The organism is Acidimicrobiia bacterium (assembly GCA_040902765.1).
GTDB lineage: Bacteria > Actinomycetota > Acidimicrobiia > Spongiisociales > UBA11373 > DATKBG01.
Window position 1 is genome coordinate 75,407 of sequence record JBBDWO010000028.1, and the last position, 22,472, is coordinate 97,878.

A 22,472-nucleotide genomic window follows, 5' to 3' on the forward strand; every position below is an offset into this window, starting at 1 on the left:
CACATGCTCGATGACCGCAAGGCGACCATCCTGGCTGCCCTGGTCGAGGACTACATCGACACCGGGGCTCCCGTTTCGTCGCACACCGTGCTGGAGCGTTCCGGCCTCGAGTGTTCCAGCGCCACCGTCCGCAACGACCTGGTCGTGCTGGAGTCCGACGGTTACGTCGCGCAACCGCACACGTCGGCAGGGCGAGTGCCCACGGAGCGGGGCTACCGCTATTACGTCGACCACCTATCGCCGGGTCGGCTCCGTGGCGCAACCCAGTCGCAGATCGAGTCGTTCTTCTCGACGGTCCAGGCCGAGCTCGGTCGCATCCTTCGGGAAACGAGCGACCTGCTCTCCGACATCACCCGGTACCCCGCCATCGTCCTCGGCCCCGGGCTGCGGGGACTCCATCTGCGCGACCTGCATCTCCTCGGCGTCGAGCCCGGGACGGCGCTGTTGATCCTGGTCACCGACACGGGACGAGTTCACCAGGCCGTCCTCAAGGGTGGAATCGCCTGCACGCCCTCCGAGCTGGCGTCGGTCGAGGAGCTGCTGCGCGATCACCTCGTCGGCGGTCCCATCGCCGACGATCCACCGGCGCCGGAGACGGACGGCCTTCCTGCCCCTGCCGTCGGGCTGGTCACGGATGCGATGTCGGCCCTGGCAGCGGCGGCGGCCGGGGGCCGCGACATCTACGTGGGTGGGACCAGCCGCATGGTCGAGTTGTGGGCGGACCTGGCGAAGCTTCACGGCATCCTCTCCCTGGTGGATCGAGAGGCGGCCGTGGCGCTGCTGCTCGACGACCAGGAGGAAGGGACGACGGTCCGCATCGGTCCCGAGACCGGTGTCGCCCAGGACGATCTGGCAGTCGTCTCGACGCCCTACGCGGTGGAGGGCAGCAAGAGCCGTATCGGCGTCCTCGGGCCGCTCCGCATGGACTACCGCCGGACGATTCGGGTGGTCGAGGAAGTGTCGGAGGCGCTCGGCGAGACGCTGAGCGGTTGATCCCGATGAGCGACTACTACACGACCCTGGGGGTACCGCGCGACGCTTCCGAGCAGGACATCAAGCGTGCCTTTCGTCGCATCGCCCGCGAGAGTCATCCGGACGCCAATCCCGGCGAGAGCGCGGCAGCCGAGCGCTTCCGTGAGGCGGCGGAGGCATACGAGGTGTTGTCGGACCCGCAACGGAGAGCTGCCTACGACCGCGGCGACGCCATCGACTTCGGCACTCTGTTCTCGTCGTTCGCCGGAGTCGAGGATCTCCTACAGCGGTTCTTCGGCGGTGGTTTCGGCACCACCGGCGGCGGTGAGCGTCGGCCGAGAGGCGCCGACCTGGTGGCGTCGGTCTCGGTGAGCCTCGCCGAGGTCGCCACCGGAACGGAGCGCACCGTCAAGTTCGCGGCCGCCGTCGGCTGTGAGAGCTGCGGGGGAAGTGGCGGCGCTCCCGGGTCGGAGCCGCTGCGGTGTGAGCGCTGCGGGGGTTCGGGGAGGCTCAGGGTGGCCAGCCAGACGCTGTTCGGCGCGGCGATGTCGGTCGCCGCCTGCGACCGATGCAACGGCCGCGGCTCGGTGGTCACCGATCCGTGCGTCACCTGCCGGGGTCGGGCGTGGGTCGATGGGGAGCGCACCGTAGCCGTCGAGATCCCTCCTGGCATCGGCGACCGAGATCGCCTCCGGGTCAGCGGCTCGGGCCACGCAGGGGGCCCGGGAGAGGGACCTGGAGACTTGTACGTCGACGTCCGGGTCGAACCCGACGAGCGATTCGAACGGCATGGCGCCGACCTCGTCCATCGGGTGTCGATCGGTATCGCCGAGGCTGCGCTCGGAACGACACTGCAGGTGCCCCTCGTCGACCGAGACGCGCCTGAGGAGGTCGACGTCGCTGCGGGGACGCAGTCGGGAACGGTGCTTCGCCTCTCACGCAAGGGTCTTCCACGGCTCGGATCCCGGGGTTCCGGAGACCTGCTCGTCGAGGTCACCGTGAGCGTTCCAGCGGCGCTGACCGCCGAGCAGGAGAAGGCGCTGCGGGTGTTCGCCGACGCCACGGGGGAGCAGCCGAAACCGCCCAAGCGTCGCCGCCGCTAGTCCCCCCAAGGTCCCGACAGGGACGATGAATGCCTGTGTACTCAGAGCGTTCATGTGATAGGCTCTGAGTGTTCGTTTCCTGTGGAGGGGCCGTGGCGAACGCTGATTTCAATGAAACGACCGGCGCTCGGCTGCGCATCATCAGGCGCCAGCGCGGGCTGTCGCTGCAAGACGTACAGCGGCTCTCGGGTGGCGAGTTCAAGGCCGCCGTGCTCGGCGCCTACGAACGCGGCGAGCGGAGCCTCTCGGTGCCGCGGCTCCATCGGCTGGCGCAGTTCTTCCAGGTCCCCGTGGGGCGCTTCTTCCCTGCCGAGGACGGCTCCGGCCGGGACGCGGCCACGATGTCCAACGCCGGAGTCAACATCGACCTGAACCGGGTCGAACGCACGTCGGGGACCGAGTCGGTCATCGTCCAGCGGTTCCTCACTTCGATCCAGCGCATGCGTCAGGACTTCAGCGGCAGCGTCCTCACCATCCGTCGCGACGACCTGCGGCTACTCGCGTTGCTCATCGAGCACAGCGAAGAGGCGTTCGCCGAGCGGATGGAAGAACTCGGCCTCGCCGCCGACTGATCCGCTTCGCCGACGGTCGCAGGACAGCGGCCCGTACCAGGTAACCTCATCCACGTGACGCAGGCCTCCCTCAACGAGGTGACGCTGCGCCTTCCGAGCGACCACCACACGCTGGCTCTGCTCGGTGAGCGCGACGCCCACATCCGTCTCATCGAAGAGGCGTTCCCCGACGCGCGCATCGTGGCCCGCGGAGACGAGGTGCGGCTCTCGGGAACCGAGGTCGGGGTGCGCGATGCGCGCATCGTGATCGAGGAGCTGATCGCGCTGGTGACGGCTGGCCATGCGCTCGACGAGGACGGGGTGCGGCGCGCCATCCACCTCGTCGTCGCCGATGCGGCTCGTCCCACTGACGTCTTCGGGGACGGAGTCGCCGTGGGCCGGGGGAAGGTGATCCGCCCGAAGACGCTCAATCAGAAACACTACGTGGACGCGATTCGACGCAACACGATGGTGTTCGGCATTGGTCCCGCCGGTACCGGTAAGACGTATCTGGGCATGGCGCTCGCCGTGGCCGCCCTGCAGGCCGGCTCGGTCAACCGGTTGGTGCTGACCCGGCCCGCCGTCGAGGCGGGGGAGCGTCTCGGTTTCCTGCCCGGCGACATGGCGGCCAAGGTCGATCCGTACCTGCGGCCGCTCTACGACGCCCTGTACGAGATGCTCGGTCCCGAGGAGACCCACCGGCTCATGGACCGCGGAACCATCGAGGTCGCCCCGCTGGCATACATGCGCGGCCGCACCATCAACGACGCCTTCATCGTGCTCGACGAGGCGCAGAACACCTCTCCCGAGCAGATGAAGATGTTCCTCACCCGACTCGGCTTCAACTCGCAGATGGTGATCACCGGCGACGTCACCCAGGTGGACCTGCCCGCCGGCAAGGCATCGGGTCTCCGCCAGGTTCGCGACATCCTCGCCGACATCCCGGAGGTCGCCTTCGTGACCCTGACTGCCGACGACGTGGTGAGGAATCGGATCGTCGCCACGATCGTCGAGGCGTATCGGCGACACGAAGAGCAACCCGGAGAGCGATGAGGATCCAGACGCGGCTCTCCGGAGCCGCCAAGTTCGGCATCCTGGTCATGGCGGTGGTGTTCACCGCCCTCGGCCTGACCATCGGCCGGGAAACGACCCCCGACGTGCCGGTGCTGCGCATCGGCGAACCGGCGCCACAGACGTTCGTGGCCACCCGCATGGTCACCGTCATCGACGAGGAGGAGACCGCCCGACAGCGTCAGGCCGCCGCGGCGGCGGTCGCCGACATCTACTCCTTCAACGAGGAGGCCACGCAGCTCGCCCTCAGCGACATCAGCCGGTTCTTCAACGAGGCGCGGCGGGTGGCTCGGTTGCCGGTCGAAGAGGAAGATCCGGGGGACGACGAGGAGCCCACCGACACCACTCAACCCGCGGAGGACACCGGCGACGAGGAGACGACGACCACGGCGGCACCCGAACCGCCGCCCCGGAGCGAACAGGCTGCCGAGCTCCGAGCCCTCTACGTCCTTATCCGCGAGGAGACCATCGACACCATCGTCGGCATCGTCAACGACGACCCGGCTCGGGAAGCAGCTGGCGACGAGGCCGTCCTGCCGATCATCCGCCAGTACACGATCAACACGGCGCAGGATCTACTCACCGAGGGCATCACCGTCGTGGAGTTGAACGACTCGCGCGCCGCCATCGTCAACAACCCGCCCCTGTTGCCGCTGGTACCGGACGACCTCCACGAGACCGCTCGCCCTGCGGTCGCCGATCTGGTCGCCAACTTCCTCAGGGCCAACGAAGAGCTCGACACCGAGGCGACCCGGGAGGCACGGGAAGCCGCCGCAGCCGCGGTGCCCGATGCCGAGGTCGAGTACCAACCGGGGCGCGTGGTCGTCCGGGTGGGCGACCTGGTGCAGCCGGTGCACCTGGCTGCGATCCAGGAGTTGGGCCTGCTGGTGCCTCCCGAAGTGTCGGAGGGACTGCGGGCCACGAGCGTTATCGCCGCCATCGTGGTGCTCCTGGGGGCCGTCTTCCTGGCACGGGTCGCCGGGGAGTACTGGCGTCACCCCCGTCTCATCGGGTTGTTCTCGCTCCTCATCGTGCTCGCCGCGGTCGCCAGCCGGGTTCCCGCTTTGGTCGCCCGAGACCGCATCGAGCTCGGCTTCTTGCTACCCGCCGCGCTGTTCGGCTACCTGGCGGCCAACCTGTTCGACACGCGGGTCGCTGCCTTCATGGCGGTGCCGGTGAGTGCGTTCACCGGCCTGGTCACGGCCGATCTCGCCCTCACCGTGTTCGCCGGGCTCGCCACGCTCGCACCGATCCCTCTGGTGTCGGCGGTGGCGTCGCGTTCCCAGCTCAACATGGCCGTCGTGTTCTCGGCGGCCATGCAGGTGCCCATGGCGGCGGCCCTGGCCTGGAGGTTCTATGGCGAGGATGCGATATGGCTGTCGGTGGTCTGGGGATTCATCGGGGGAATCGTCGCCGGTGTGGTCGCTCTCGGAATCCTTCCCGTGCTCGCCACCGTGTTCGCCATCACCACCACCCAAACCCTCCTCGATCTCACCGACCGCAACCATCCCGCCCTGCGGCGGATCGAGGAGGCGGCGCCGGGCACCTTCAACCACTCGATCCTGGTCGGGAGTCTGGCCGATCGGGCTGCTCGCGCCATCGGCGCCAACCCGCTCCTGGCGAGGGCGATGGCCTACTACCACGACCTCGGCAAGACCGAGCAGCCGCGGTTCTTCGTTGAGAACCAGTTCGGGGTCACCAATCCCCACGATCGGCTACCCCCGATCGAATCGGCCAGGATCATCCGTCGTCATGTGTCGGATGGCCTCAAGCTGGCCCGCGAGTATCGGATTCCGGCGGACGTCGCCCAGGGCATCCTCACCCACCACGGCACCAGCCTGATGCGGTACTTCTATCACAAGGCCCGCGACGTGGACGGGGATCAGATCAATCCCGCCGACTTCCGTCACCGGGGTCGCAAACCGAAGACCAAAGAGATGGTGATCGTCATGCTCGCCGACGCCACCGAGGCCGCGGCTCGCTCTCTGGCCCAGGAGGAGGACCCGACATCCGAGGGCATCCGGCGCAAGGTCGAGTCGATCATCACCGAGAAGGTGGAGGACGGTCAGCTCGAGGAGTCCGACGTCACCTTCGGCGAGCTGACGAGGGTCAAGGAGGCGTTCGTCGACGCCCTCATCAGCCACTATCACACGCGCATCCCGTATCCGGGCTTCCCGGGAGCCCCCCAACCGGCATGAGCGTGTTCTTCAGCGATGAGCAGACGATGCCGGTCGATGGGGACTCGCTTCTTCGGTTCGCCGATGTGGTCACCGCGGCCGAGGGGTACCCGGCGAACACCGAGTTGTCGGTACTCCTCGTGGACGAAACGCAGATGAGCGAGTACAACCAGCATCACATGGGCCGCAGCGGCGCCACCGACGTACTCGCCTTCCCACTGGAGGACCTCATCCCGGGGTCCCCGCCGAAGTGGCTGCCCGGTGATCCGCCGGTGGCGCTCGGGGACGTCTTCCTGTGCCCACCCGAAGTGGAGCGACGCGCTCGTGCACAGAACATCCCGTTCGACGACTTTCTGCACCTGCTCCTCGCCCACGGCATCCTTCACTTGATGGGCTACGACCACGAGTCGGACGAGGATGCCGATCGGATGGAGCGGCGCGAGGACGAGCTGCTCGGCAGCATCGGCAGGTCGGTATCGTGAGCGAGACCGCCTTCGCTCTCGGTGTCGTCGTCGCCGTCACCGCGGCCGTCCTGCGCTTCGCCGGGTCCTCGCTGCTCCACACCCCGCGGGCCGACGCCCTGCGTGACGCCGCCGACGGTGACCGTGGTGCCGCCCGGGTCGCCGAAATGCTCGAGCGTCCGCCGTTGATACTGCAGCCATCGATCGGAGCGGTGCACTCGGCCCTGCTCGTGACGGCGGCGATACCGCTGACCTGGGCGGTGACAACCGTGGCGTCGGGGGCGGCCCTCGCCGGCGCGTTCCTCGGACTCGGCGCCTTCCTCGTCGCTTTCGGCGATGTGATACCGCGGTCGCTCGGCCGTCGACGCCCCGGCAGGCCCGCCTATCGCACCTGGTGGCTCACCATGCCCGCTGCCGCGGTGGGGAGACTCGCCGCTGACCTCCTCGTAGCCGATGACGGAGAGGAACCCTCGTCCGAGAGTCCGGAAGACCAGGAGAGCGAGGAGATCGAGCTGATCGAGTCGGTTCTCGACTTCGGCGACGCCATCGTCCGTGAGGTGATGGTGCCGCGGTCCGACATGATCACCGTCTCCACCACCGACGACACCGACCGGGCACTCGACGTCGTCCTGGAGTACGGCCGATCGCGCGTTCCGATCCTCGGCAACGGGGTGGACGATGTGGTCGGGATCCTGTTCGCCCGCGACCTGCTCACCCTCATGGATGCCGGTACCGGCCCGCGTCCCGTCACGGAGATCATGCGCCAGCCGTCCTTCGTCCCTGAGACGAAACGGGTCTCCGAACTGCTTCGTGAGATGCAGGCGGCCAAGAACCATCTGTGCATCGTGATCGACGAGTTCGGCAGCACCGCAGGATTGGTGACCTTCGAGGACCTCGTCGAGGAGATCGTGGGCGAGATCGTCGACGAGTACGACGAGGAGGCGCCGATGGTGGAGGCGCTGAGCGATGGAACCTATGCCGTCGATGCGCGCCTCTCGGTCGACGAGCTATCCGACGCGATCGGTCATCCCATCCCCACCGGCGACTGGGACACCGTCGGCGGCCTGGTCCTCGCCCTGGCCGGCCGGGTACCCGAGGAGGGGGAGTCATTCGACGTCAAGGGCCTGACCCTCACCGTCGACGGGATGCAGGGACGGCGGGTGTCGAGGGTGCGGATCGCTCCCTCGTGAGATCCGGATTCGTGCCGGTCGTGGGGAGGCCGAACGTCGGCAAGTCGACCCTCATCAACACCATCGTGGGCACCAAGGTGTCGATCACCTCGGATCGGCCGCAGACGACGCGAGCCGCCATCCGCGGCATCCTCGATCGAGAAGACCTGCAGATCGTGTTCGTCGACACGCCGGGCTTCCACCGTCCCCGGACCGCCCTCGGGTCCCGGCTCAACAGCATCGTGACCGGGTCCCTGGCCGACGCCGACGCCGTGGTATTCGTCATCGACGGGACCGGTTCGGTGGGACCCGGCGATCGACTCATCGCAGAGCGACTCCGGCACACGGGTACGCCGGTGGTGTGCGTGGTCAACAAGACCGATGCCGCCGGCCCCGCCAGGACCCTGGAGCGACTCGCCGAGGCGGCAGAGTGGGACTTCGCCGCCTATGTGCCGGTGAGCGGGCTCACCGGTGAGCAGGTAGAGGCGGTCGTTGAGGAACTGGCTCAGCTGCTCCCCGAGGGGCCGCGCTACTTCCCGACGGGCATGCCCACCGACCAGCGCGACGAGTTCCTCATCTCCGAGGCCATCCGGGAGAAGTTCCTGTCGAGACTGCGTGACGAGCTTCCGCACTCTCTCGCCGTCGTGGTCGATGACCTGGAGCACCGTGATGACGGGTTGCTCGCGGTCTCCGCCAGGGTGGTGGTGGAGCGGGACAGTCAGAAGGGCATCGTCATCGGCAAGGGTGCCGGGCTGCTCCGGGACGCCGGTACCGAGGCTCGGGTCGAGCTCGAGGCGAAGCTGGGACGCCCGGTTCACCTCGATCTGAAGGTGGTGGTCGAGAAGGACTGGCAGGAGCGCCCCGGGATCATCGAGCGCCTGGGCCTGTGATGGGAGAGTTCTCCCGAGCGACCGCGATCACATCGAGCGGGGAGCGGTCTTTCGCCGCGGTGATTCCGCCCGGCTGGGACATCGTCGGCAGGGTCAATGGCGGCTACCTGATGGCGGTCGCGGCGCGCGCCTCTGCTGCGCTCAGCGGACGGCCGGCGCCGGTGACCATGACCGCCCACTTCCTCGCCCCTGCGGTTGCGGGTCCGGTGGCGGTGACCGCCGAGGTCCTGAAGGCGGGAAAGCGGTTCTCCACGGTTCGGGCCGCAGTCGCCGGGGATCGGACCATCCTCGAGGCGCTGGGGACGTTCGGAGACGGTGACGGGGTCTATGAAGGTTACGAGCGGATCGACGGCGGGCCACCGGATCTGCCCGAGCCCGACGACTGCATCGAGGTTCTGCCCACGGAGACGTTCCCGCCGCCGTTCGTCGGACGAATCGAGATGCGTATCCATCCGGACAACGCCGCCTTCGGCGGTACGGGTCGGCCGCGGGTGTCGGGGTGGGTGCGGCTGCGGGACGGCGAGCCCATCGACGAGGTGGCGCTGCTGATGCTGGCGGACAGTTTCCCCCCGGCCGTCTTCTTCACCGACGCGTCGGTCGGATGGGTGCCGACGGTCGAACTCACCGTGCACGTGCGGCGGCGTCCGGTACGGGGATGGTTGCGCGGCGTCTTCACCAGTCACTTCATCACCGACGGGATGCTGGAGGAGGACGGCGAACTCTGGGACGAGAGCGGACGCCTGGTGGCACAGTCCCGCCAGTTGGCGCTGGTGCCGCGGTAGCGGTCCTAAGGGGGTGCGCGAATAGGTCGCTGGCTTCATCAGGTTTCGGCTTACCACAAGCCGAAACCTGATCCCGGGGCGAGCCTATTCGCGCACCCCCTACGCGGTGTTCGCGAAAGGAAGGGTCTTTGGTCGGTTCCGCCTAGGCCCGCTGGTGCCGTAGGTTGGTGGTGAGCGATCGAAAGGGTTACTCGATGAGCATCCGTACCGAGGCGGGCAGAAAGGCCCGCGCCGGGATCGCAGCGGCGCTGTCGACGCTGCTGGCCGACAGCTACACGCTGTACCTGAAGACTCAGAACTATCACTGGAACGTCGAAGGACCGCAGTTTCACGCCCTGCACAACATGTTCGAGGAGCAGTACGTCGAGCTACGCGAGGCCGTCGACCGGATCGCCGAACGCATTCGGGCGCTGGGATTCCTCGCCCCCGGAAGCTTTGCGTCGTTTGCAGAGCTGACCAGCATCGGCGAGGCGACCGACGGCATCACCCCGGCCGGGGACATGGTCCGAACCCTTGCCGAGGGTCATGAGACCCTGGCGGAGACCGCCCGGACGGCAGTCGAGGAAGCCGAGAAGGCCGTCGACGTGGCGACGGCCGATCTCGCCACCAATCGGGTCGAGATACACGAGAAGACGGCGTGGATGCTGCGGGCGATGAGCGCCTGAGACCTGTCGGTCCGGACCGGCGCGTCAGGTGCGGGGGCTTGACCAGGTCAGTTCGGACCGGTCGCGGACGGGGGTCATGCGTCCGTCACCATGGCGTCGATGGTCGACGCGAGTCCGATGTCGCGGTCGGTGAGAGCCTTCGCCGAGTGCGTGGACAGGGTCAGGGTGACCCGGTTCCACCTGATGTCGATGTCCGGATGATGGTCGGCCGCCTCGGCGGCGATGGCGACGCGCACGACGAAGCCGACGGCCTCGGCGAAGTCGTCGAAGGTCAGGGTTCGAGTCATCTCCTCGCCGCGCAGCTCCCAATCGGGATGGGTGTCGGTGAGCCGTGCCCTGCTGGCCTTGTCGAGTGGTGTTGCCATAGCCCGGCATTCTGGCCGATTCCCGGCCGAATGGCATCTCCGCACGACCGCGCTAGCGTGCGCGGGACCGAGACGAAGGAACTCTCCACATGCGCCGCCTGCTTGTCCTGTGTGCCGTATTGCTCGTCGCCGGGTGTGGCGGCTCAGGAGGGACGACGACCACGCAGGGCGCGACGGGCCCCCAATCCGTGACCGTGACGCTGGAGGACTACTTCTTCGCTCCAGAGTCGGTGACGGTGACCGCCGGGGCCACGGTGAACGTGACCGGTGACAACCCATCCGGTACCGATCACACCTGGACGGTGCTCACCGCCGGGGACGAGGTGTCGACCGCGGTCGGGCTTCCCGAGGAGAGGATCCTGTTCCAGGTGTACGGGACGCCCGGATCGTCGGCCGTGGGTTCGTTCGTGGCACCCGAGCCAGGCATCTACCAGGTCATCTGCACGACCTCCGGCCACGTCGAGTTGGGGATGACCGGCACGCTCGTGGTGAGCGGCTAGGGAGGGGCCAGGAGCGAGGGGCGAGGAGCCGCCTGCTCTGCTGTCCGGTGCCTGCTCCCTCGTCCCTCGTCCCTCATCCCTTTGGCTCTAGCCTGTCTCCATGGGCCTCCGTTCCGACCAGGGGATCGTGCTGCGCGGATATCCGTTCGGTGAGGCCGATCGGGTCGTCGTGATCGCCAGCCCCAATTCGGGCAAGGTTCGGGCCGTGGCGAAGGGGGTCCGTAAGACGAAGAGTCGGTTCGGCGGGCGCCTCGAGCCGTTTACCCACGTCGATCTGGTCCTCTATGAGGGTCGCAACCTGGACACGATCACCCAGGTCTCGGTGATCGAAGGATTCCCTGCCCTTCGAGCCGACCTGGAGCGCGTGCTGGCGGCGGGCACCATGGTCGAAGCGATCGATGCGGTGATCCAGGAGAAGGAGTCTGCGTTGCGGGCGTTTCTCCTCCTGCAACGCGGGCTGCGGGCGCTCGAGGCCGGCCCACGGCACCCCGACCTGGTGGCGTCGTTCCTCCTCAAAGTTGCCGACGTGGTCGGCGTGGCGCCATCGTTCGATCGATGCGCCGGGTGCGGTCGGCCGGATCGTCTCTCCCGGTTCTCGTTCGCCGGTGGCGGCATCCTGTGCGAGGACGAGGCCGCAGAGGGCGCGGTGCCGCTGCGGGCCGGGCTCACCGCCTACCTGCAACGGATCGCTTCGGCCGATCTGGCCGATCTGCCCGAGGCCGACCCCGGGTTCGTCGGCGAGGCGATGGGAGTGACCAGGCGCTTCCTGGAGTACCACCTGGATCGCCGGCTCACCTCTCTCAGTGTCGATGTCTGATCCTCGCCACGTCGCCATCGTGATGGATGGCAACGGCCGCTGGGCGGAGGCGCGTGGGCTACCGAGGACAGCGGGACACGCCGCCGGAGAGGAGGCGCTGTTCGAAGTGGTCCACGGTGCGCTCGGGCTCGGCATCGAGTGGCTCACCGTGTTCACGTTCTCCACGGAGAACTGGTCCCGCCCTGACGACGAAGTGGCCTTCCTCATGGGCTTCAAGGAGAATCTCCTGACTCGACGCCGAGACGAGCTGCACGAACTCGGCATACGGGTGCGCTTCCTCGGAGACCGGAACGACCCGCGCGTGGGTGATCGCCTCCGGGAGAACATCGCGGCCGCCGAGACGCTGACCGCCGGCAACACGGCGATGACCATGGTGTTCGCCTTCAACCACGGTGGTCGTGCGGAGATCGTCGAAGCGGCTCGCCGCCTCTCGGTCGATGTGGCCGAGGGGAAGCTCGCCGCCGAGGAGATCGACGAGGCAGCCCTGCTCGCTCGTTTCGAGATCCCGGAGATGCCCGATCCGGACCTCGTGATCCGCACCAGCGGGGAGCATCGCCTCAGCAACTTCCTCCTGTGGCAGGCCGCCTACAGCGAGCTGGTGTTCACCCCGACGCTGTGGCCCGACTTCCGAACCGAGCATCTCGTCGCCTGCGTGGAGGAGTACCGACGCCGGGACCGCCGATTCGGCAAGGTCACCGACGGCTAACCAGCTGACGACAGGAACTCTCTCCCCCCGTAGGGGGGAGTCCCGTAGGGAGCGCAGCGACCGGAGGGGAGGGGGGAGGGCGAACGCTACGTGGGCCTCGCGACGGGTCTGGCCTCCCCCTCCGTCATCGGCCTTCGGCCGCTGCCACCTCCCCTCAGTGTCATAGTTGGGGGGTGTCTGGTGGGTCTGGCTCTCCACCTCCCTGCCCTCTCGTTGTGGGTTGTGGCTTTCGTAGGTTGTGCCGGCCCACCGGACGCGCCGAACCGGCAGGCGAGGCTTGATAGGAGCTTGGCTTCCCGCCTCAACTGAGGCTTGCCCACCGGCCGGTTCTGGCGGTCATCCCTACTGAAAGGAGACGGGATCATGGTGGTCATCGGAATCGACGCGCACAAGCGCACCCATACGGCAGTGGCAGTGGATCACAACGGGGTTGAGCTTGGAACCAAGACGGTGGCGGCTAACTCGGTGGGGCATCTGGAGCTGGTGCGTTGGGCTCGCAGGTGGGGTGAACAGGTTCGGTTCGGGGCAGAGGACTGCCGTCATGTCACTCGACGGCTCGAAGCTGACTTGGTGCGTGCCGACGCGCAGGTGGTTCGGGTTCCTCCCAAGCTGATGGCCGGGACTAGGCGTAGCGTCAGGGCACGAGGCAAGTCGGATCCCATCGACGCGCTCGCGGTGGCCCGGGCGGTGCTGCGCGAACCGGGGCTGCCGGTAGCACGGTTGGATCAAGACGAGTTAGAGATCCGTCTGCTCGTCGATCACCGCGAAGACCTTGTGGCGCAACGCACCGCGATCATCAACCGGCTGCGTTGGCACCTCTACGACCTGGACCCGACCCTCGAGGACACCTGCAAGAACCTGACGTCGCTGCGGGCCCTCGACACGGTCGCCCAAGCCCTCACGACTATGAGTGGGGTGAGAGCCGAGATCGCCTCCGACCTCGTTGCCCGATGCCAGGAACTCACCGCGGCCGGAACGGCCCTCGAAAAGCAGATCACCACCCGGATCAAACCGCTGGCACCATCCCTGCTGGCCCTGCATGGCTGCGGGCCACTCACCGCAGCCAAGATCGTCGCAGAGACAGCCTCGGTAACCCGGTTCCGGGACCGCAACGCCTACGCCCGCCACAACGGCACCGCCCCAATACCCGTGTGGTCAGGCAACACCAACCACCATCGACTCAACCGAGGCGGCAACCGGCAACTCAACGCCGCGTTGCATCGCATCGCCATCACCCAACTCCGAACCCCCGGACCCGCACGAGACCTCATCGAACGCGTCACCGCCTCAGGCAAAACCAAACGAGACGCCCTACGAATCCTGCGACGCCGACTATCCGACGTCGTCTACAAAAGCCTCCTCACCGACCATCACGCCCACCACGCTATAACCAGCCTCGCCGAAGCCGCTTGACATAGGAGCAACCTGCGGGGGAGGGGACCGCGTGATGGGGTTTTTTTTGCGGTTCCTCCCCCCGAAGGGGGGAGTCCCGTAGGGAGCGCAGCGACCGGAGGGGAGGGGGGAGGGCGAACGCTACGTGGGCCTCGCGACGGGTCTGGCCTCCCCCTCCGTCAGCGGCCTTCGGCCGCTGCCACCTCCCCCTTCGGGGGAGCAAAGTCAGAACGGGTCGCCCCCCATCCGCGCGCCCCCAAGTACCAGGTACTCTGGGCCTCTCGGCCCGAGACGACTAGCCCCTGCCGTACGCCACCGGTTTATCCTCCGCACCCATGCCTGCCCCGTCCCTCGAGACCATCGTCAACCTGTCGAAGCGCCGTGGCTTCGTCTTCCCGTCGTCGGAGATCTACGGCGGTCTTCGCTCGGCCTGGGACTACGGCCCGCTCGGGGCCGAGCTGCTGCGCAATATCCGCGACGCCTGGTGGACCACGATGGTGCGTGACCGCGACGACGTCGTCGGCCTCGATTCGGCGATCCTGCAGAGTCGACAGGTGTGGGTGGCTTCGGGCCACGAGGCGTCGTTCACCGACCCCCTCGTCGAGTGCACGTCATGCAATCACCGGTTTCGGCTCGACAAGCTGGAGGAGCCGGACCTTTGCCCCAACTGCGGCACCCGTGGCGCCTTCACCGAGCCCCGTGCCTTTCACTTGATGCTCAAGACCTTCCTCGGTCCGGTGGAGGAGGACGCGGCGGTGGTGTACCTGCGCCCCGAGACCGCTCAGGGCATCTTCATCAACTACGAGAACGTGCGCCGAACGGCGCGCCTGAGGCTCCCATTCGGGATCGCCCAGATCGGCAAGGCGTTCCGCAACGAGATCACCCCGGGGCAGTTCGTGTTTCGCACCCGGGAGTTCGAGCAGATGGAGATGGAGTACTTCTGCCGACCCGAGGAGTCCCAGCAGTGGCACGAGTACTGGCTGGAGGCCCGGATGCAGTGGTTCGTCGACCTGGGCATGACCGCCGACAACCTGCGCCTGCGGGCCCACGACGACGACGAGTTGTCGCACTACTCCAGCGCCACCAGCGACCTCGAGTACCGGTTCCCGTGGGGATGGGACGAGCTGGAGGGCATCGCCCATCGCGGTGACTTCGACCTGCGCGCCCACAGCGAGCACAGCGGGGCCGACCTTCGGTACTACGACCAGGAGAACGACGAGCATTTCTTCCCGCATGTGATCGAGCCGGCGGTGGGCGTGACCCGCTCCGCTTTCGCCTTCCTCATGGATGCCTACGACGAGGACGAGGTGGGTGGGGAGGCCCGGGTAGTGCTGCGGCTGCACCGGCGGCTGGCCCCGATCAAAATCGCCATCTTGCCCCTCTCGAAGAAGGACGACCTCGTTGGGGTGACCTCACGCGTGGCATCCCTGCTGCGACGCCGGTGGGCGATCGAGGTGGATGTGACCCAGTCGATCGGCCGTCGGTACCGCCGGCAGGATGAGATCGGCACTCCGTACTGCGTCACCGTGGACTTCGACACCCTCGACGACGACGCGGTGACCATCCGCGACCGGGACACCACCGAGCAGGTGCGGATCCCGATCGATGGGCTGGTCGATCACTTCACCACCGTGCTCGACGCCTGAGCGGCCCCGTGTGAGGTGATGGGCAGCCGGTAACCTCGCTTCATGGCCTATCGGCGGGAAGACATCGAACGCGTCCGCGATGCCACCGATCTGGTCGAACTGGTCGCCGAGATCACCAAGGTCAAGCGAAGCGGCCGCAGCGTCATGGCGGTGTGCCCGTTCCATCAGGAGAAGACGCCCTCGATGTCGGTGGATGCCGCTCGCGGCCTCTACCACTGCTTCGGCTGCGGCAAGAGCGGGGATCTCTTCACCTGGGTGCAGGAGACGCAGGGACTCGACTTCTCCGACTCGCTGGAACTGCTGGCACGCCGGGCCAACGTCACCCTCCAGCGCGATCCCGAGGCGGCCAAGCGCCGTGATCGGCGCGAGCTGCTGGTCGATGCCACCGAGAAGGCGGTGTCGTTCTACGTGGAGCGGCTCCGAGAGGGCAGGGACGCCGGGGGAGCCCGTGGCTACCTGCGGGGGCGTGGGTACGACGCCGACGTGGTCGACCGGTTCCGACTCGGCTACAGCCCGCAGAGCGGAGACGCCCTGGTGGGCCATCTCCGGGCGCACAAGGTGCCCGAAGACGTGATGGTCACGGCGGGCCTGGCGATCCGGGCGGGCACGGGCCGGGTGTTCGATCGATTCCGCGGAAGGATCATGTTCCCGATCTTCGACGTCCGGGGCGATGCCGTCGGATTCGGGGCGCGTCTCCTCGACGGCGACGGTCCCAAGTACCTGAACTCGCCGGAGACGCCCATCTACCGCAAGTCGCAGCTGCTCTACGGACTCAACTGGGCGAAGGGTGAGATGGTCCGTGCCGGTAACGCGGTCGTCGTCGAGGGCTACACCGACGTCATCGCCTTGCACCTGGCCGACATGCCGGTGGCGGTGGCCACCTGTGGCACCGCTCTCGGCGAGGAGCACCTGGATCTGCTCCGACGGTTCACCGAACGGGTGGTGCTCATGTTCGACGCCGACGCCGCCGGTGAGGGCGCCAGCATCCGGGGCTTCGACCGCAGTGTTCCCGGTGACCTCGACCTGAGGGTCGCCTCCCTGCCCGTCGGCAGGGATCCGGCTGACGTGGTTGCGGCGGGTGAGGTCGAGCTGCTGGCATCGGCGGTGCGGGATTCCACCCCGCTGATGCAGACCCGGATCGAGGCCGAACTGGCGCGGTTCGACTACCAACACGACCACGAGGCGGCGGCGAGAGCGCTGCGGGCAGCGGCGGCGATCGTCGCCACCCACCCGGACCGGACCGCTCGGACCGAGTATGCGCGTTTCCTGGCGAATCGCCTGGTGACCCGGTCGGTCGACGAGGTCGTGGAGCTGGTCGAGTCGCTGCACGCCACCCGGGCACGGTCGAGTGTGCCGGGTGAGGGCGCACCGAAGCCGGAGCGGGAGTTGACCGGGATCGAGAAGGCCGAGCGCGAACTGCTCCGGCTGCTGCTGGCGAACGATCCCGGGGTGCGGGACATCGACGCCGCCGGATGGTTCGGTCTACCGGACCACGCCGCCGCCTTCGAGCTCATCGCCCCTGCCCTCACCGGGCTGGAGCCGGGCGAGCCTCCCGACCTGGGGTCGCTGCTCGGTTCCGACGAGTCCCCGAGTGCCGCCACCCTGCGTGCCCTCGCCCTGCTCGACGTGCCACTGCCACAGGCCGACGAGGTCATTCGCCGGGTCCGGGTAGGGGCCCTCGACCGCGAGATCCACTCGCTCAAGGTGAGGCTCGCCGGGGTCGACGCCGACCGCGAACCCGAGGCACATTCCACTGTCTTCGGCGAGTTGATAGCGTTGGAGCGTCGGCGCCGCGAACTGTGGAGTTCCTCCTGATCACCGAAGACGAGGTCCTCGAAACGCTGAGCCAACGGGCCCGTCAGCGCGGGTTCCTGATGATGGCCGAGATCCTCCAGGAGCTCGAGGACGCCGAGGTGTCGCCCGAGGCGTTCGATCGGGTTTTCGACGCGCTCCAGTCGCAGTCGGTGGAGGTCCGCGAAGACTCCCCGGAGGACCACTACGGGACGACCCCGGACAGCGAAGGCATCGAGGTCAGCGACGCGGTGCGCATGTACCTCCAGGAGATCGGGCGGGTGCCGCTGCTCGACACTCAGGCCGAGGTCGAGCTGTCGATGCAGATGGAGTCGGGGATCAGGGCGGTCGAGAAGCTGGCCACCGCACCCGACGATCTCGCCACCGCCGAGCGGGTGATCCTGGAGCGTTCGGTTCGCCAGGGAGCGCGCGCCCAGCAGCACCTCGTCGAATCGAATCTGCGGCTGGTCGTGTCGATCGCCAAGAAGTACGTGGGGCGGGGGATGCCGCTGCTCGATCTCATCCAGGAAGGCAACCTTGGCCTGATGCGGGCGGTGCAGAAGTTCGACTACCGCCGTGGCTTCAAGTTCTCCACCTACGCCTCGTGGTGGATTCGCCAGTCGGTGACCCGGGCCCTCGCCGATCAGGGCCGCACCATTCGGGTCCCGGTGCACATGGTGGAGGCGATCAACAAGCTCGCTGCCGCTCAGCGCAACCTGAGCCAGGCCCTGCACCGCGAGCCGACGATCGAGGAGATCGCCGAGGATCTCGAACTGGAGCCGTCCAAGGTCAGCGAGCTGCGTCGCATTGCTCAGGACCCGTTGTCCCTGGAGACGCCATTGGGGGGCGATGACGATTCGGCAACGCTCGGCGACTTCGTCGAGGACTACGACGCCGAGGCACCGGTGGCGGCAGCATCGTTCCGGCTCCTCCAGGATTACCTGCGGATGGCCCTCGAAGAGCTGAGCGAACGCGAGCGGCAGGTGCTCGTCATGCGTTTCGGGATCGCCGACGGCCAGGTGCGCACCCTCGAGGAGGTTGGTCGCCACTTCAAGGTCACCCGGGAACGGGTGCGTCAGCTCGAGACGAAGGCCCTGGCAAAGCTCAGACAGCCCGCCAGGGCGGATCGTCTCCGGGGGTATCTGGGGGACGGGTAGCGTCCGGCCGGGCAGACGAGCCTTGCGCGAGTAGACCCGACGCGCGGAATAGACCGGCCGTTGCCGACCGGTCTATTCCCTCACGGGAGGTGTCTCGGTGCCTCCTAGACGCGTGCGCGTCTTCCGAGCAGGGCGCCCACGATCAGGAGCACCAGGCTCACGATCAGGAGCCACTTGAGGGCTCCGACGAACAGTCCCACACCGCCGACCACCAACGCCAGTAGGAGGATCAATATTGCGATCCCCATCAGGTGTCGTCGTTCTCGTCGTCACCGAAGGCCGATTCGAATCGCTTCTGAATCGCCTCGACGGTCTCACCGGTCCGCTCCTTGATCCGGCCGACCAGAGCCTCGAAGTCACCTTCTGCAACCGTGAGGTCGTCATCGGTGAGCTGGCCCCATGTCTTCTTGGCGTGGCCCTTGACCTGATCCCAGCGGCCCTGCCACTTCAGCTTTGTTTCCTGGTCCACAGGTCTCTCTCCCTGTTGGGTGCCAGGCTCAGGTACCCAACGGTGGGTGGCGGCAAACCTGGTGCGACGGTGCGGCGGGGGAGGAGGCCTTGCGACCGGTGGTACCCTTCCCGGCCGATCGGTGTGATCCATTCCGGGGTAGCTCAACGGCAGAGCAGCGGACTGTTAATCCGTTGGTTGGGAGTTCGAATCTCCCCCCCGGAGCCAGAAAACCCCTGGTCAGCGGGGGTTTTGTCTCCTCTCGGGCAGTGGCACAACTGCTCCCAGGACGCGCTCAGGACGCGATTGGGTCGCGGAGTGAACTTCCAGGCGGTCCATCACCTCGCTGAGATCGCCCTCAAAAAGGTGGGTGTAGGTGTTGAGGGTCACGGTCGCGTTGCGGTGCCCGAGCTGCTGTCGCACCGGACGGCGAGATCATCCGCTGATCGGGGCAGGCGGCCGACGGCCTGGCCTCCATCACCGCCACGCGCCTAGCCACCCGGACGGCACGCGCCGCCCCGTGCGACACTTCGCCACGGCATGCGATCCCAGGACGACGGGCCGTGCCGCCGCTGCGAGGGCGAAGGAGGCGGAAGGTGAGGTATCAGCTACGTGACTTTCGGATCAGGTCAGGGGCCCTGGAGGAGTTCGTCGACCAATGGCGTGCGGGGGTGGTGCCGTTGCGAGCGGAGTTCGGTTTCGAGATCATCGGTGCCTGGTCGAACCCGGAGACCGACCGCTTCGTGTGGCTGCTGGCCCACGAAGGGGACTTCGAGGCGGTGGACCGTACCTACTACGAGTCGGCCGACCGGGGCCGGCTATCGCCGGACCCGGCCCGACTCATCGAGGAGGCGCACAAGGAGTTCGTGGTCCCGGCCCTCTGAACCACCTCGGAGGGTCTTCGCTCAGATGTCGGGAGGGAAACCGGGGAGGATATGGCCGACGGGCACGAAGGGTTCGCTCCACTTTCGCGCGAGATCCTCCATGGTCTCCGTCAGTAGGGCCGGGGTCACGAGCCCTGCTCTTGGATGGAGGTCAGCGCACTAGTGACACGGTCGACAGCATGTTCGACGGGTCGTTTCCTCACGACTGCTGGTACTACGTGCGGTCGTGTGACGTACGCCGGCGAGCCGGACAACCTCTGCCCTGACCGGCAAGACAAACCCCTCCTCCGGGCGGCCGTCACAACCGATGAGAAGTATCCGTCAGTCGATGGGGGGCCAGCACGCCACCCAACGATGAGGGACCAGCCCGAGGCGCGGAGCCGAATCTGCGGCTGGACCCGTCGGACCTAATGCTCTTGCAGCCACCGGAGGAGTAACTCGGTGTAAGTCTCCGGCCGTTCCATGTTCACGATGTGCCCCGCGCCTTCCACGACCAGCTTCCGGGAGCCGGGGATGCGGGCGAGCATGTAGTCGGCCTGGCCGAGCAGCACGTCCATCTCGCCGTTGCCGACGACGACCGCCGTGGGTGGGACGATCTCGTGAAGCCGACCGCTGGCTAACGGTTCCACCGGCAGGCGCGGCGGGACGTCAGACCGGACATGCGCCCACGTGTACTCGTTTACGAACATACGCTCGAGCCGGCGTCGCACCTCCGGAATCCCGCCGGCAACCCGCAACGGTGGGAAATCCCAGAGCAGCCTCCGCAGGAGAGCCTTGTCGCCTGCGGCTCCGGCACGCGCGATGGCTCGGAAGGGCTCGTTGAACGTGGGACCGAGGTCGTACCCAGGCATCGGATGTGCGCCGATGAAGAGGCTGCGCACCGCGCCGGGATTGGTGAGTGCGTGGTCCAGGGCCACCTCACTCCCCATCGACAACGCCACAAAGTGGGCGGCATCGACGCCGAGGGCGTGTAGGAGTGCCGCGAGGTCTTCGTTATGTCGATACGGACGGTCCCCCAGCGGGGTACGGCCATACCCGCGGACGTCGTAGCGAACCACGAAGTGGTCGGCGAAAAGCGCCTCAGCCTGCTCGTCCCATTGCCTCAGGTGCAGCCAACCTCCGTGGAGGAGCACGACGGGCGGACCCGAACCGCCGGTCTCGTAGTAGAGATCGGTGCCGTCTACGCCGATGACGCCAGAACTAGGCCGCATGTGAGACGGAGCGTACGCCGATAGTTTTCTCTTCCCCCTCCTTGTCTGGTTGGGAGTTCGAAACTCCCCCGGAGCCACCGCTCAGCCACACGACTCTCCTTCCAGGTCGAGGTGCGGCGTCTGCCCTGGCGAACGATCGCCGTCGCATCAGAGTTCCGCGTCGAAGGTGTTGCAGGCGTCGGGACCGCCGCTGTTCATGCCCACGAGGAACCACTCCTGGCGCTGCTCGGATGATCCGTGCGTCCACGTTTCGGGGTTCACCTGGCCCTGCGTCTGCTCCTGAATCCGGTCGTCTCCCACGGCGGCGGCGGCGTCGAGTGCCTGGGCGAGTCGGGCGTCGGTGATGGGCTCGAGGAACCCGGTCGCCACCGCGTGACTTGCCCAGACTCCGGCGAAGCAATCGGCCTGCAGCTCGGTCCGCACCGAGTGGCCCTCGGCGCCTGCACCGCCTCCGGCAGTCAGGGTGCCCATCAGGTTTTGCACGTGATGGCCGTACTCGTGGGCGATGATGTAGGCCTCGGCGAATGGGCCGCCCTCGGCACCGAGGCGCGTGCGCAGCACTTCGAAGAACCCCAGGTCGATATAGATCCCGGCGTCGACCGGGCAGTAGAAGGGGCCTACCGCACTCGTCGCGTGGCCGCATCCGGTATTGACCCCCTCTTCGAAGAACGTCGTGGTGGCCAATTGGTACCCATCGAGCGCACCGCCCCAGTACGCCTGGATGCTGTTCACGTAGCCGACGATGCGACAGTCTTCGCGGGTGGCGGCGTCGGCGCCGGTCCGGCACTCGTCGGTGAGCTCGGTGTCCTGGTCGCTGCCCACCGTTTCGCCATCGAGGCCGGCAGGCAACTGCGCCGGGTCTCCGCCGAGCACCAGGAATAGCACCAAGGCGAGGATTCCGCCCAGGCCGCCGACCGCGATGCCGGCGCCCTTGCCGCGGCGATCGCGAACCTGGCCGGGATCGAGTTGTGCGTCTTCTCGGATCGTCATTGCACTCCAATCCGCTCGGACATCCGCTCGGGCCACGCTCATACCCCGACGCCACGGGTAGGAAACACAGACCAGGCGACGGTCACGCCTGCGACGGCGGTGGTAGACGCCGGACCGGGCCGACGCGAATGCTGCTCACATGCGTTTGAGCAGCCGTTTTTCTGGGTAGGTGCGCGGTCCCACCATGTCGAGGAGGTCACGACATGAGCATCGACCAGCGAGAAGCGGTCCGAGGCCGGCTAATGGGGAGTTCCCTCGGCCGAAAGCCACGGCTGCGCGAGGAAACCGCAGTGTGCAGCACCACGGGGTGTAGCACCGTGCTCAGCCGCTACAATCTCGGCAGCGACTGCTGCGTCCATGCCGTCCCGCGGTACCCGCGTCTCCGAGGGGAGCTCGTCCATGACGGTTCCTGAGAACACTGGCACGGGGATGCAGTGCCAGCACGATGCGTGTACCTGCCTCGTCGCCGATCGAGCGGACTTCTGTAGTGAGGCGTGCCGTATCGGCGGTCGACAGAGCGCACACTGTGGCTGCGGCCACTCCGGGTGCGAGGTCGCCGAAGACAGGGATCCCGATTCGGTACTCGGCGAGATAAGCGCAGCGCCACCGGACAAGTGAGTGCCAGGATCGGTGCGCGGCCCGACCAGAACCCGTCTGGCCCGGTGGCCCGATCCTTGCTGGCTGACGTCTGCCTTGGCCAACCGCTGCCGTAGGGCCAATTCTC

The 22,472-nt window shown here is 67.4% G+C and carries 23 protein-coding genes and 1 tRNA gene; 19 read left to right on the forward strand and 5 right to left on the reverse strand.

The annotated features are described in order from the left end of the window. Positions 1-3 precede the first annotated feature (3 nt). The 10 genes from hrcA to WEA29_07935 all read left to right on the forward strand — a co-directional run bounded on the left by hrcA (position 4) and on the right by WEA29_07935 (position 9,841). On the forward strand, positions 4-993 hold the full coding sequence (hrcA, locus tag WEA29_07890) for a heat-inducible transcriptional repressor HrcA (GenBank protein ID MEX2323672.1): 990 nt from the start codon (positions 4-6) through the stop codon (positions 991-993). A 5-nt stretch (positions 994-998) separates the two neighbouring features. Further along, positions 999-2,075: a DnaJ C-terminal domain-containing protein gene (locus tag WEA29_07895; GenBank protein MEX2323673.1), complete on the forward strand. Its 1,077-nt coding sequence runs from the start codon at positions 999-1,001 to the stop codon at positions 2,073-2,075. Between the two features lie 92 nt (positions 2,076-2,167). Further along, positions 2,168-2,647 (forward strand): helix-turn-helix domain-containing protein, encoded by a 480-nt coding sequence (locus WEA29_07900; protein ID MEX2323674.1) that lies wholly within the window; start codon positions 2,168-2,170, stop codon positions 2,645-2,647. 54 nt (positions 2,648-2,701) lie between these two features. Then, positions 2,702-3,679, forward strand: a complete 978-nt coding sequence (locus tag WEA29_07905) for a PhoH family protein (GenBank protein ID MEX2323675.1) — start codon at positions 2,702-2,704, stop codon at positions 3,677-3,679. After that, positions 3,676-5,895, forward strand: a complete 2,220-nt coding sequence (locus WEA29_07910) for an HDIG domain-containing metalloprotein (GenBank protein ID MEX2323676.1) — start codon at positions 3,676-3,678, stop codon at positions 5,893-5,895. Before WEA29_07905 ends, WEA29_07910 begins: the two co-directional genes overlap by 4 nt. Next, positions 5,892-6,356 carry an rRNA maturation RNase YbeY gene (ybeY, locus tag WEA29_07915; protein MEX2323677.1) on the forward strand — a complete coding sequence of 155 codons (465 nt, stop codon included), beginning with the start codon at positions 5,892-5,894 and terminating at the stop codon, positions 6,354-6,356. The genes WEA29_07910 and ybeY overlap by 4 nt, the downstream gene beginning before the upstream one ends. Continuing rightward, positions 6,353-7,525 carry a hemolysin family protein gene (locus WEA29_07920; protein MEX2323678.1) on the forward strand — a complete coding sequence of 391 codons (1,173 nt, stop codon included), beginning with the start codon at positions 6,353-6,355 and terminating at the stop codon, positions 7,523-7,525. Before ybeY ends, WEA29_07920 begins: the two co-directional genes overlap by 4 nt. Further along, positions 7,522-8,394 (forward strand): GTPase Era, encoded by an 873-nt coding sequence (gene era / locus WEA29_07925; protein MEX2323679.1) that lies wholly within the window; start codon positions 7,522-7,524, stop codon positions 8,392-8,394. The genes WEA29_07920 and era overlap by 4 nt, the downstream gene beginning before the upstream one ends. Continuing rightward, positions 8,394-9,176, forward strand: coding sequence for a thioesterase family protein (locus WEA29_07930; GenBank protein ID MEX2323680.1), 783 nt, complete (start codon positions 8,394-8,396; stop codon positions 9,174-9,176). The genes era and WEA29_07930 overlap by 1 nt, the downstream gene beginning before the upstream one ends. 194 nt (positions 9,177-9,370) lie before the next feature. Beyond that, positions 9,371-9,841 carry a DNA starvation/stationary phase protection protein gene (locus WEA29_07935; GenBank protein MEX2323681.1) on the forward strand — a complete coding sequence of 157 codons (471 nt, stop codon included), beginning with the start codon at positions 9,371-9,373 and terminating at the stop codon, positions 9,839-9,841. 74 nt (positions 9,842-9,915) lie between these two features. On the opposite strand, the gene WEA29_07940 is transcribed toward WEA29_07935, so the two are convergent. Further along, positions 9,916-10,206, reverse strand: a complete 291-nt coding sequence (locus WEA29_07940) for a 4a-hydroxytetrahydrobiopterin dehydratase (protein MEX2323682.1) — start codon at positions 10,204-10,206, stop codon at positions 9,916-9,918. 89 nt (positions 10,207-10,295) lie between these two features. Here WEA29_07940 and WEA29_07945 point away from each other — a divergent pair, with 89 nt between their 5' ends. From WEA29_07945 to WEA29_07975, 7 genes are all read left to right on the forward strand, one after another. Continuing rightward, positions 10,296-10,706, forward strand: a complete 411-nt coding sequence (locus WEA29_07945; GenBank protein MEX2323683.1) for a plastocyanin/azurin family copper-binding protein — start codon at positions 10,296-10,298, stop codon at positions 10,704-10,706. A 100-nt stretch (positions 10,707-10,806) separates the two neighbouring features. Then, a complete protein-coding gene (gene recO, locus WEA29_07950) occupies positions 10,807-11,523 on the forward strand; it encodes a DNA repair protein RecO (protein MEX2323684.1) in 717 nt (238 codons plus the stop codon). Then, positions 11,516-12,229 (forward strand): polyprenyl diphosphate synthase, encoded by a 714-nt coding sequence (gene uppS / locus WEA29_07955; protein MEX2323685.1) that lies wholly within the window; start codon positions 11,516-11,518, stop codon positions 12,227-12,229. Before recO ends, uppS begins: the two co-directional genes overlap by 8 nt. A gap of 363 nt (positions 12,230-12,592) precedes the next feature. Further along, a complete protein-coding gene (locus tag WEA29_07960) occupies positions 12,593-13,642 on the forward strand; it encodes an IS110 family transposase (protein MEX2323686.1) in 1,050 nt (349 codons plus the stop codon). A gap of 314 nt (positions 13,643-13,956) precedes the next feature. Continuing rightward, a complete protein-coding gene (locus WEA29_07965) occupies positions 13,957-15,267 on the forward strand; it encodes a glycine--tRNA ligase (GenBank protein MEX2323687.1) in 1,311 nt (436 codons plus the stop codon). 42 nt (positions 15,268-15,309) lie between these two features. Then, positions 15,310-17,082, forward strand: a complete 1,773-nt coding sequence (gene dnaG / locus WEA29_07970) for a DNA primase (protein ID MEX2323688.1) — start codon at positions 15,310-15,312, stop codon at positions 17,080-17,082. Continuing rightward, the gene (locus WEA29_07975; GenBank protein MEX2323689.1) at positions 17,067-18,215 is read left to right on the forward strand and encodes an RNA polymerase sigma factor; all 1,149 of its coding nucleotides are present in this window, start codon (positions 17,067-17,069) and stop codon (positions 18,213-18,215) included. Before dnaG ends, WEA29_07975 begins: the two co-directional genes overlap by 16 nt. A gap of 104 nt (positions 18,216-18,319) precedes the next feature. Here the strand turns inward: WEA29_07975 and WEA29_07980 are convergent, their stop codons facing one another. Continuing rightward, positions 18,320-18,463, reverse strand: coding sequence for a hypothetical protein (locus WEA29_07980; protein MEX2323690.1), 144 nt, complete (start codon positions 18,461-18,463; stop codon positions 18,320-18,322). Next, positions 18,463-18,684, reverse strand: coding sequence for a CsbD family protein (locus tag WEA29_07985; protein ID MEX2323691.1), 222 nt, complete (start codon positions 18,682-18,684; stop codon positions 18,463-18,465). The genes WEA29_07980 and WEA29_07985 overlap by 1 nt, the downstream gene beginning before the upstream one ends. A gap of 132 nt (positions 18,685-18,816) precedes the next feature. On the opposite strand from WEA29_07985, the gene WEA29_07990 reads away from it, so the two are divergent. Further along, a tRNA-Asn gene (locus tag WEA29_07990) sits at positions 18,817-18,891 on the forward strand. Positions 18,892-19,259: 368 nt separating this feature from the next. After that, complete coding sequence (locus tag WEA29_07995) at positions 19,260-19,547, forward strand: NIPSNAP family protein (protein ID MEX2323692.1); 288 nt, start codon at positions 19,260-19,262, stop codon at positions 19,545-19,547. Positions 19,548-19,954: 407 nt separating this feature from the next. Here WEA29_07995 and WEA29_08000 read toward each other — a convergent pair whose 3' ends face one another. Continuing rightward, positions 19,955-20,758, reverse strand: coding sequence for an alpha/beta hydrolase (locus WEA29_08000; GenBank protein ID MEX2323693.1), 804 nt, complete (start codon positions 20,756-20,758; stop codon positions 19,955-19,957). Between the two features lie 147 nt (positions 20,759-20,905). Beyond that, the gene (locus tag WEA29_08005) at positions 20,906-21,748 is read right to left on the reverse strand and encodes a neutral zinc metallopeptidase (protein MEX2323694.1); all 843 of its coding nucleotides are present in this window, start codon (positions 21,746-21,748) and stop codon (positions 20,906-20,908) included. Between the last annotated feature and the right edge of the window lie 724 nt (positions 21,749-22,472).

Bases quoted from the DNA above. Each gene is read 5' to 3' on its own strand.
- hrcA (MEX2323672.1), top strand. From the start codon at position 4: ATGCTCGATGACCGCAAGGCGACCATCCTGGCTGCCCTGGTCGAGGAC.
- WEA29_07895 (MEX2323673.1), top strand. From the start codon at position 999: ATGAGCGACTACTACACGACCCTGGGGGTACCGCGCGACGCTTCCGAG.
- WEA29_07910 (MEX2323676.1), top strand. From the start codon at position 3,676: ATGAGGATCCAGACGCGGCTCTCCGGAGCCGCCAAGTTCGGCATCCTG.
- ybeY (MEX2323677.1), top strand. From the start codon at position 5,892: ATGAGCGTGTTCTTCAGCGATGAGCAGACGATGCCGGTCGATGGGGAC.
- WEA29_07930 (MEX2323680.1), top strand. From the start codon at position 8,394: ATGGGAGAGTTCTCCCGAGCGACCGCGATCACATCGAGCGGGGAGCGG.
- WEA29_07935 (MEX2323681.1), top strand. From the start codon at position 9,371: ATGAGCATCCGTACCGAGGCGGGCAGAAAGGCCCGCGCCGGGATCGCA.
- WEA29_07940 (MEX2323682.1), bottom strand. From the start codon at position 10,206: ATGGCAACACCACTCGACAAGGCCAGCAGGGCACGGCTCACCGACACC.
- WEA29_07945 (MEX2323683.1), top strand. From the start codon at position 10,296: ATGCGCCGCCTGCTTGTCCTGTGTGCCGTATTGCTCGTCGCCGGGTGT.
- recO (MEX2323684.1), top strand. From the start codon at position 10,807: ATGGGCCTCCGTTCCGACCAGGGGATCGTGCTGCGCGGATATCCGTTC.
- uppS (MEX2323685.1), top strand. From the start codon at position 11,516: ATGTCTGATCCTCGCCACGTCGCCATCGTGATGGATGGCAACGGCCGC.
- WEA29_07960 (MEX2323686.1), top strand. From the start codon at position 12,593: ATGGTGGTCATCGGAATCGACGCGCACAAGCGCACCCATACGGCAGTG.
- WEA29_07965 (MEX2323687.1), top strand. From the start codon at position 13,957: ATGCCTGCCCCGTCCCTCGAGACCATCGTCAACCTGTCGAAGCGCCGT.
- dnaG (MEX2323688.1), top strand. From the start codon at position 15,310: ATGGCCTATCGGCGGGAAGACATCGAACGCGTCCGCGATGCCACCGAT.
- WEA29_07980 (MEX2323690.1), bottom strand. From the start codon at position 18,463: ATGGGGATCGCAATATTGATCCTCCTACTGGCGTTGGTGGTCGGCGGT.
- WEA29_08000 (MEX2323693.1), bottom strand. From the start codon at position 20,758: ATGCGGCCTAGTTCTGGCGTCATCGGCGTAGACGGCACCGATCTCTAC.
- WEA29_08005 (MEX2323694.1), bottom strand. From the start codon at position 21,748: ATGACGATCCGAGAAGACGCACAACTCGATCCCGGCCAGGTTCGCGAT.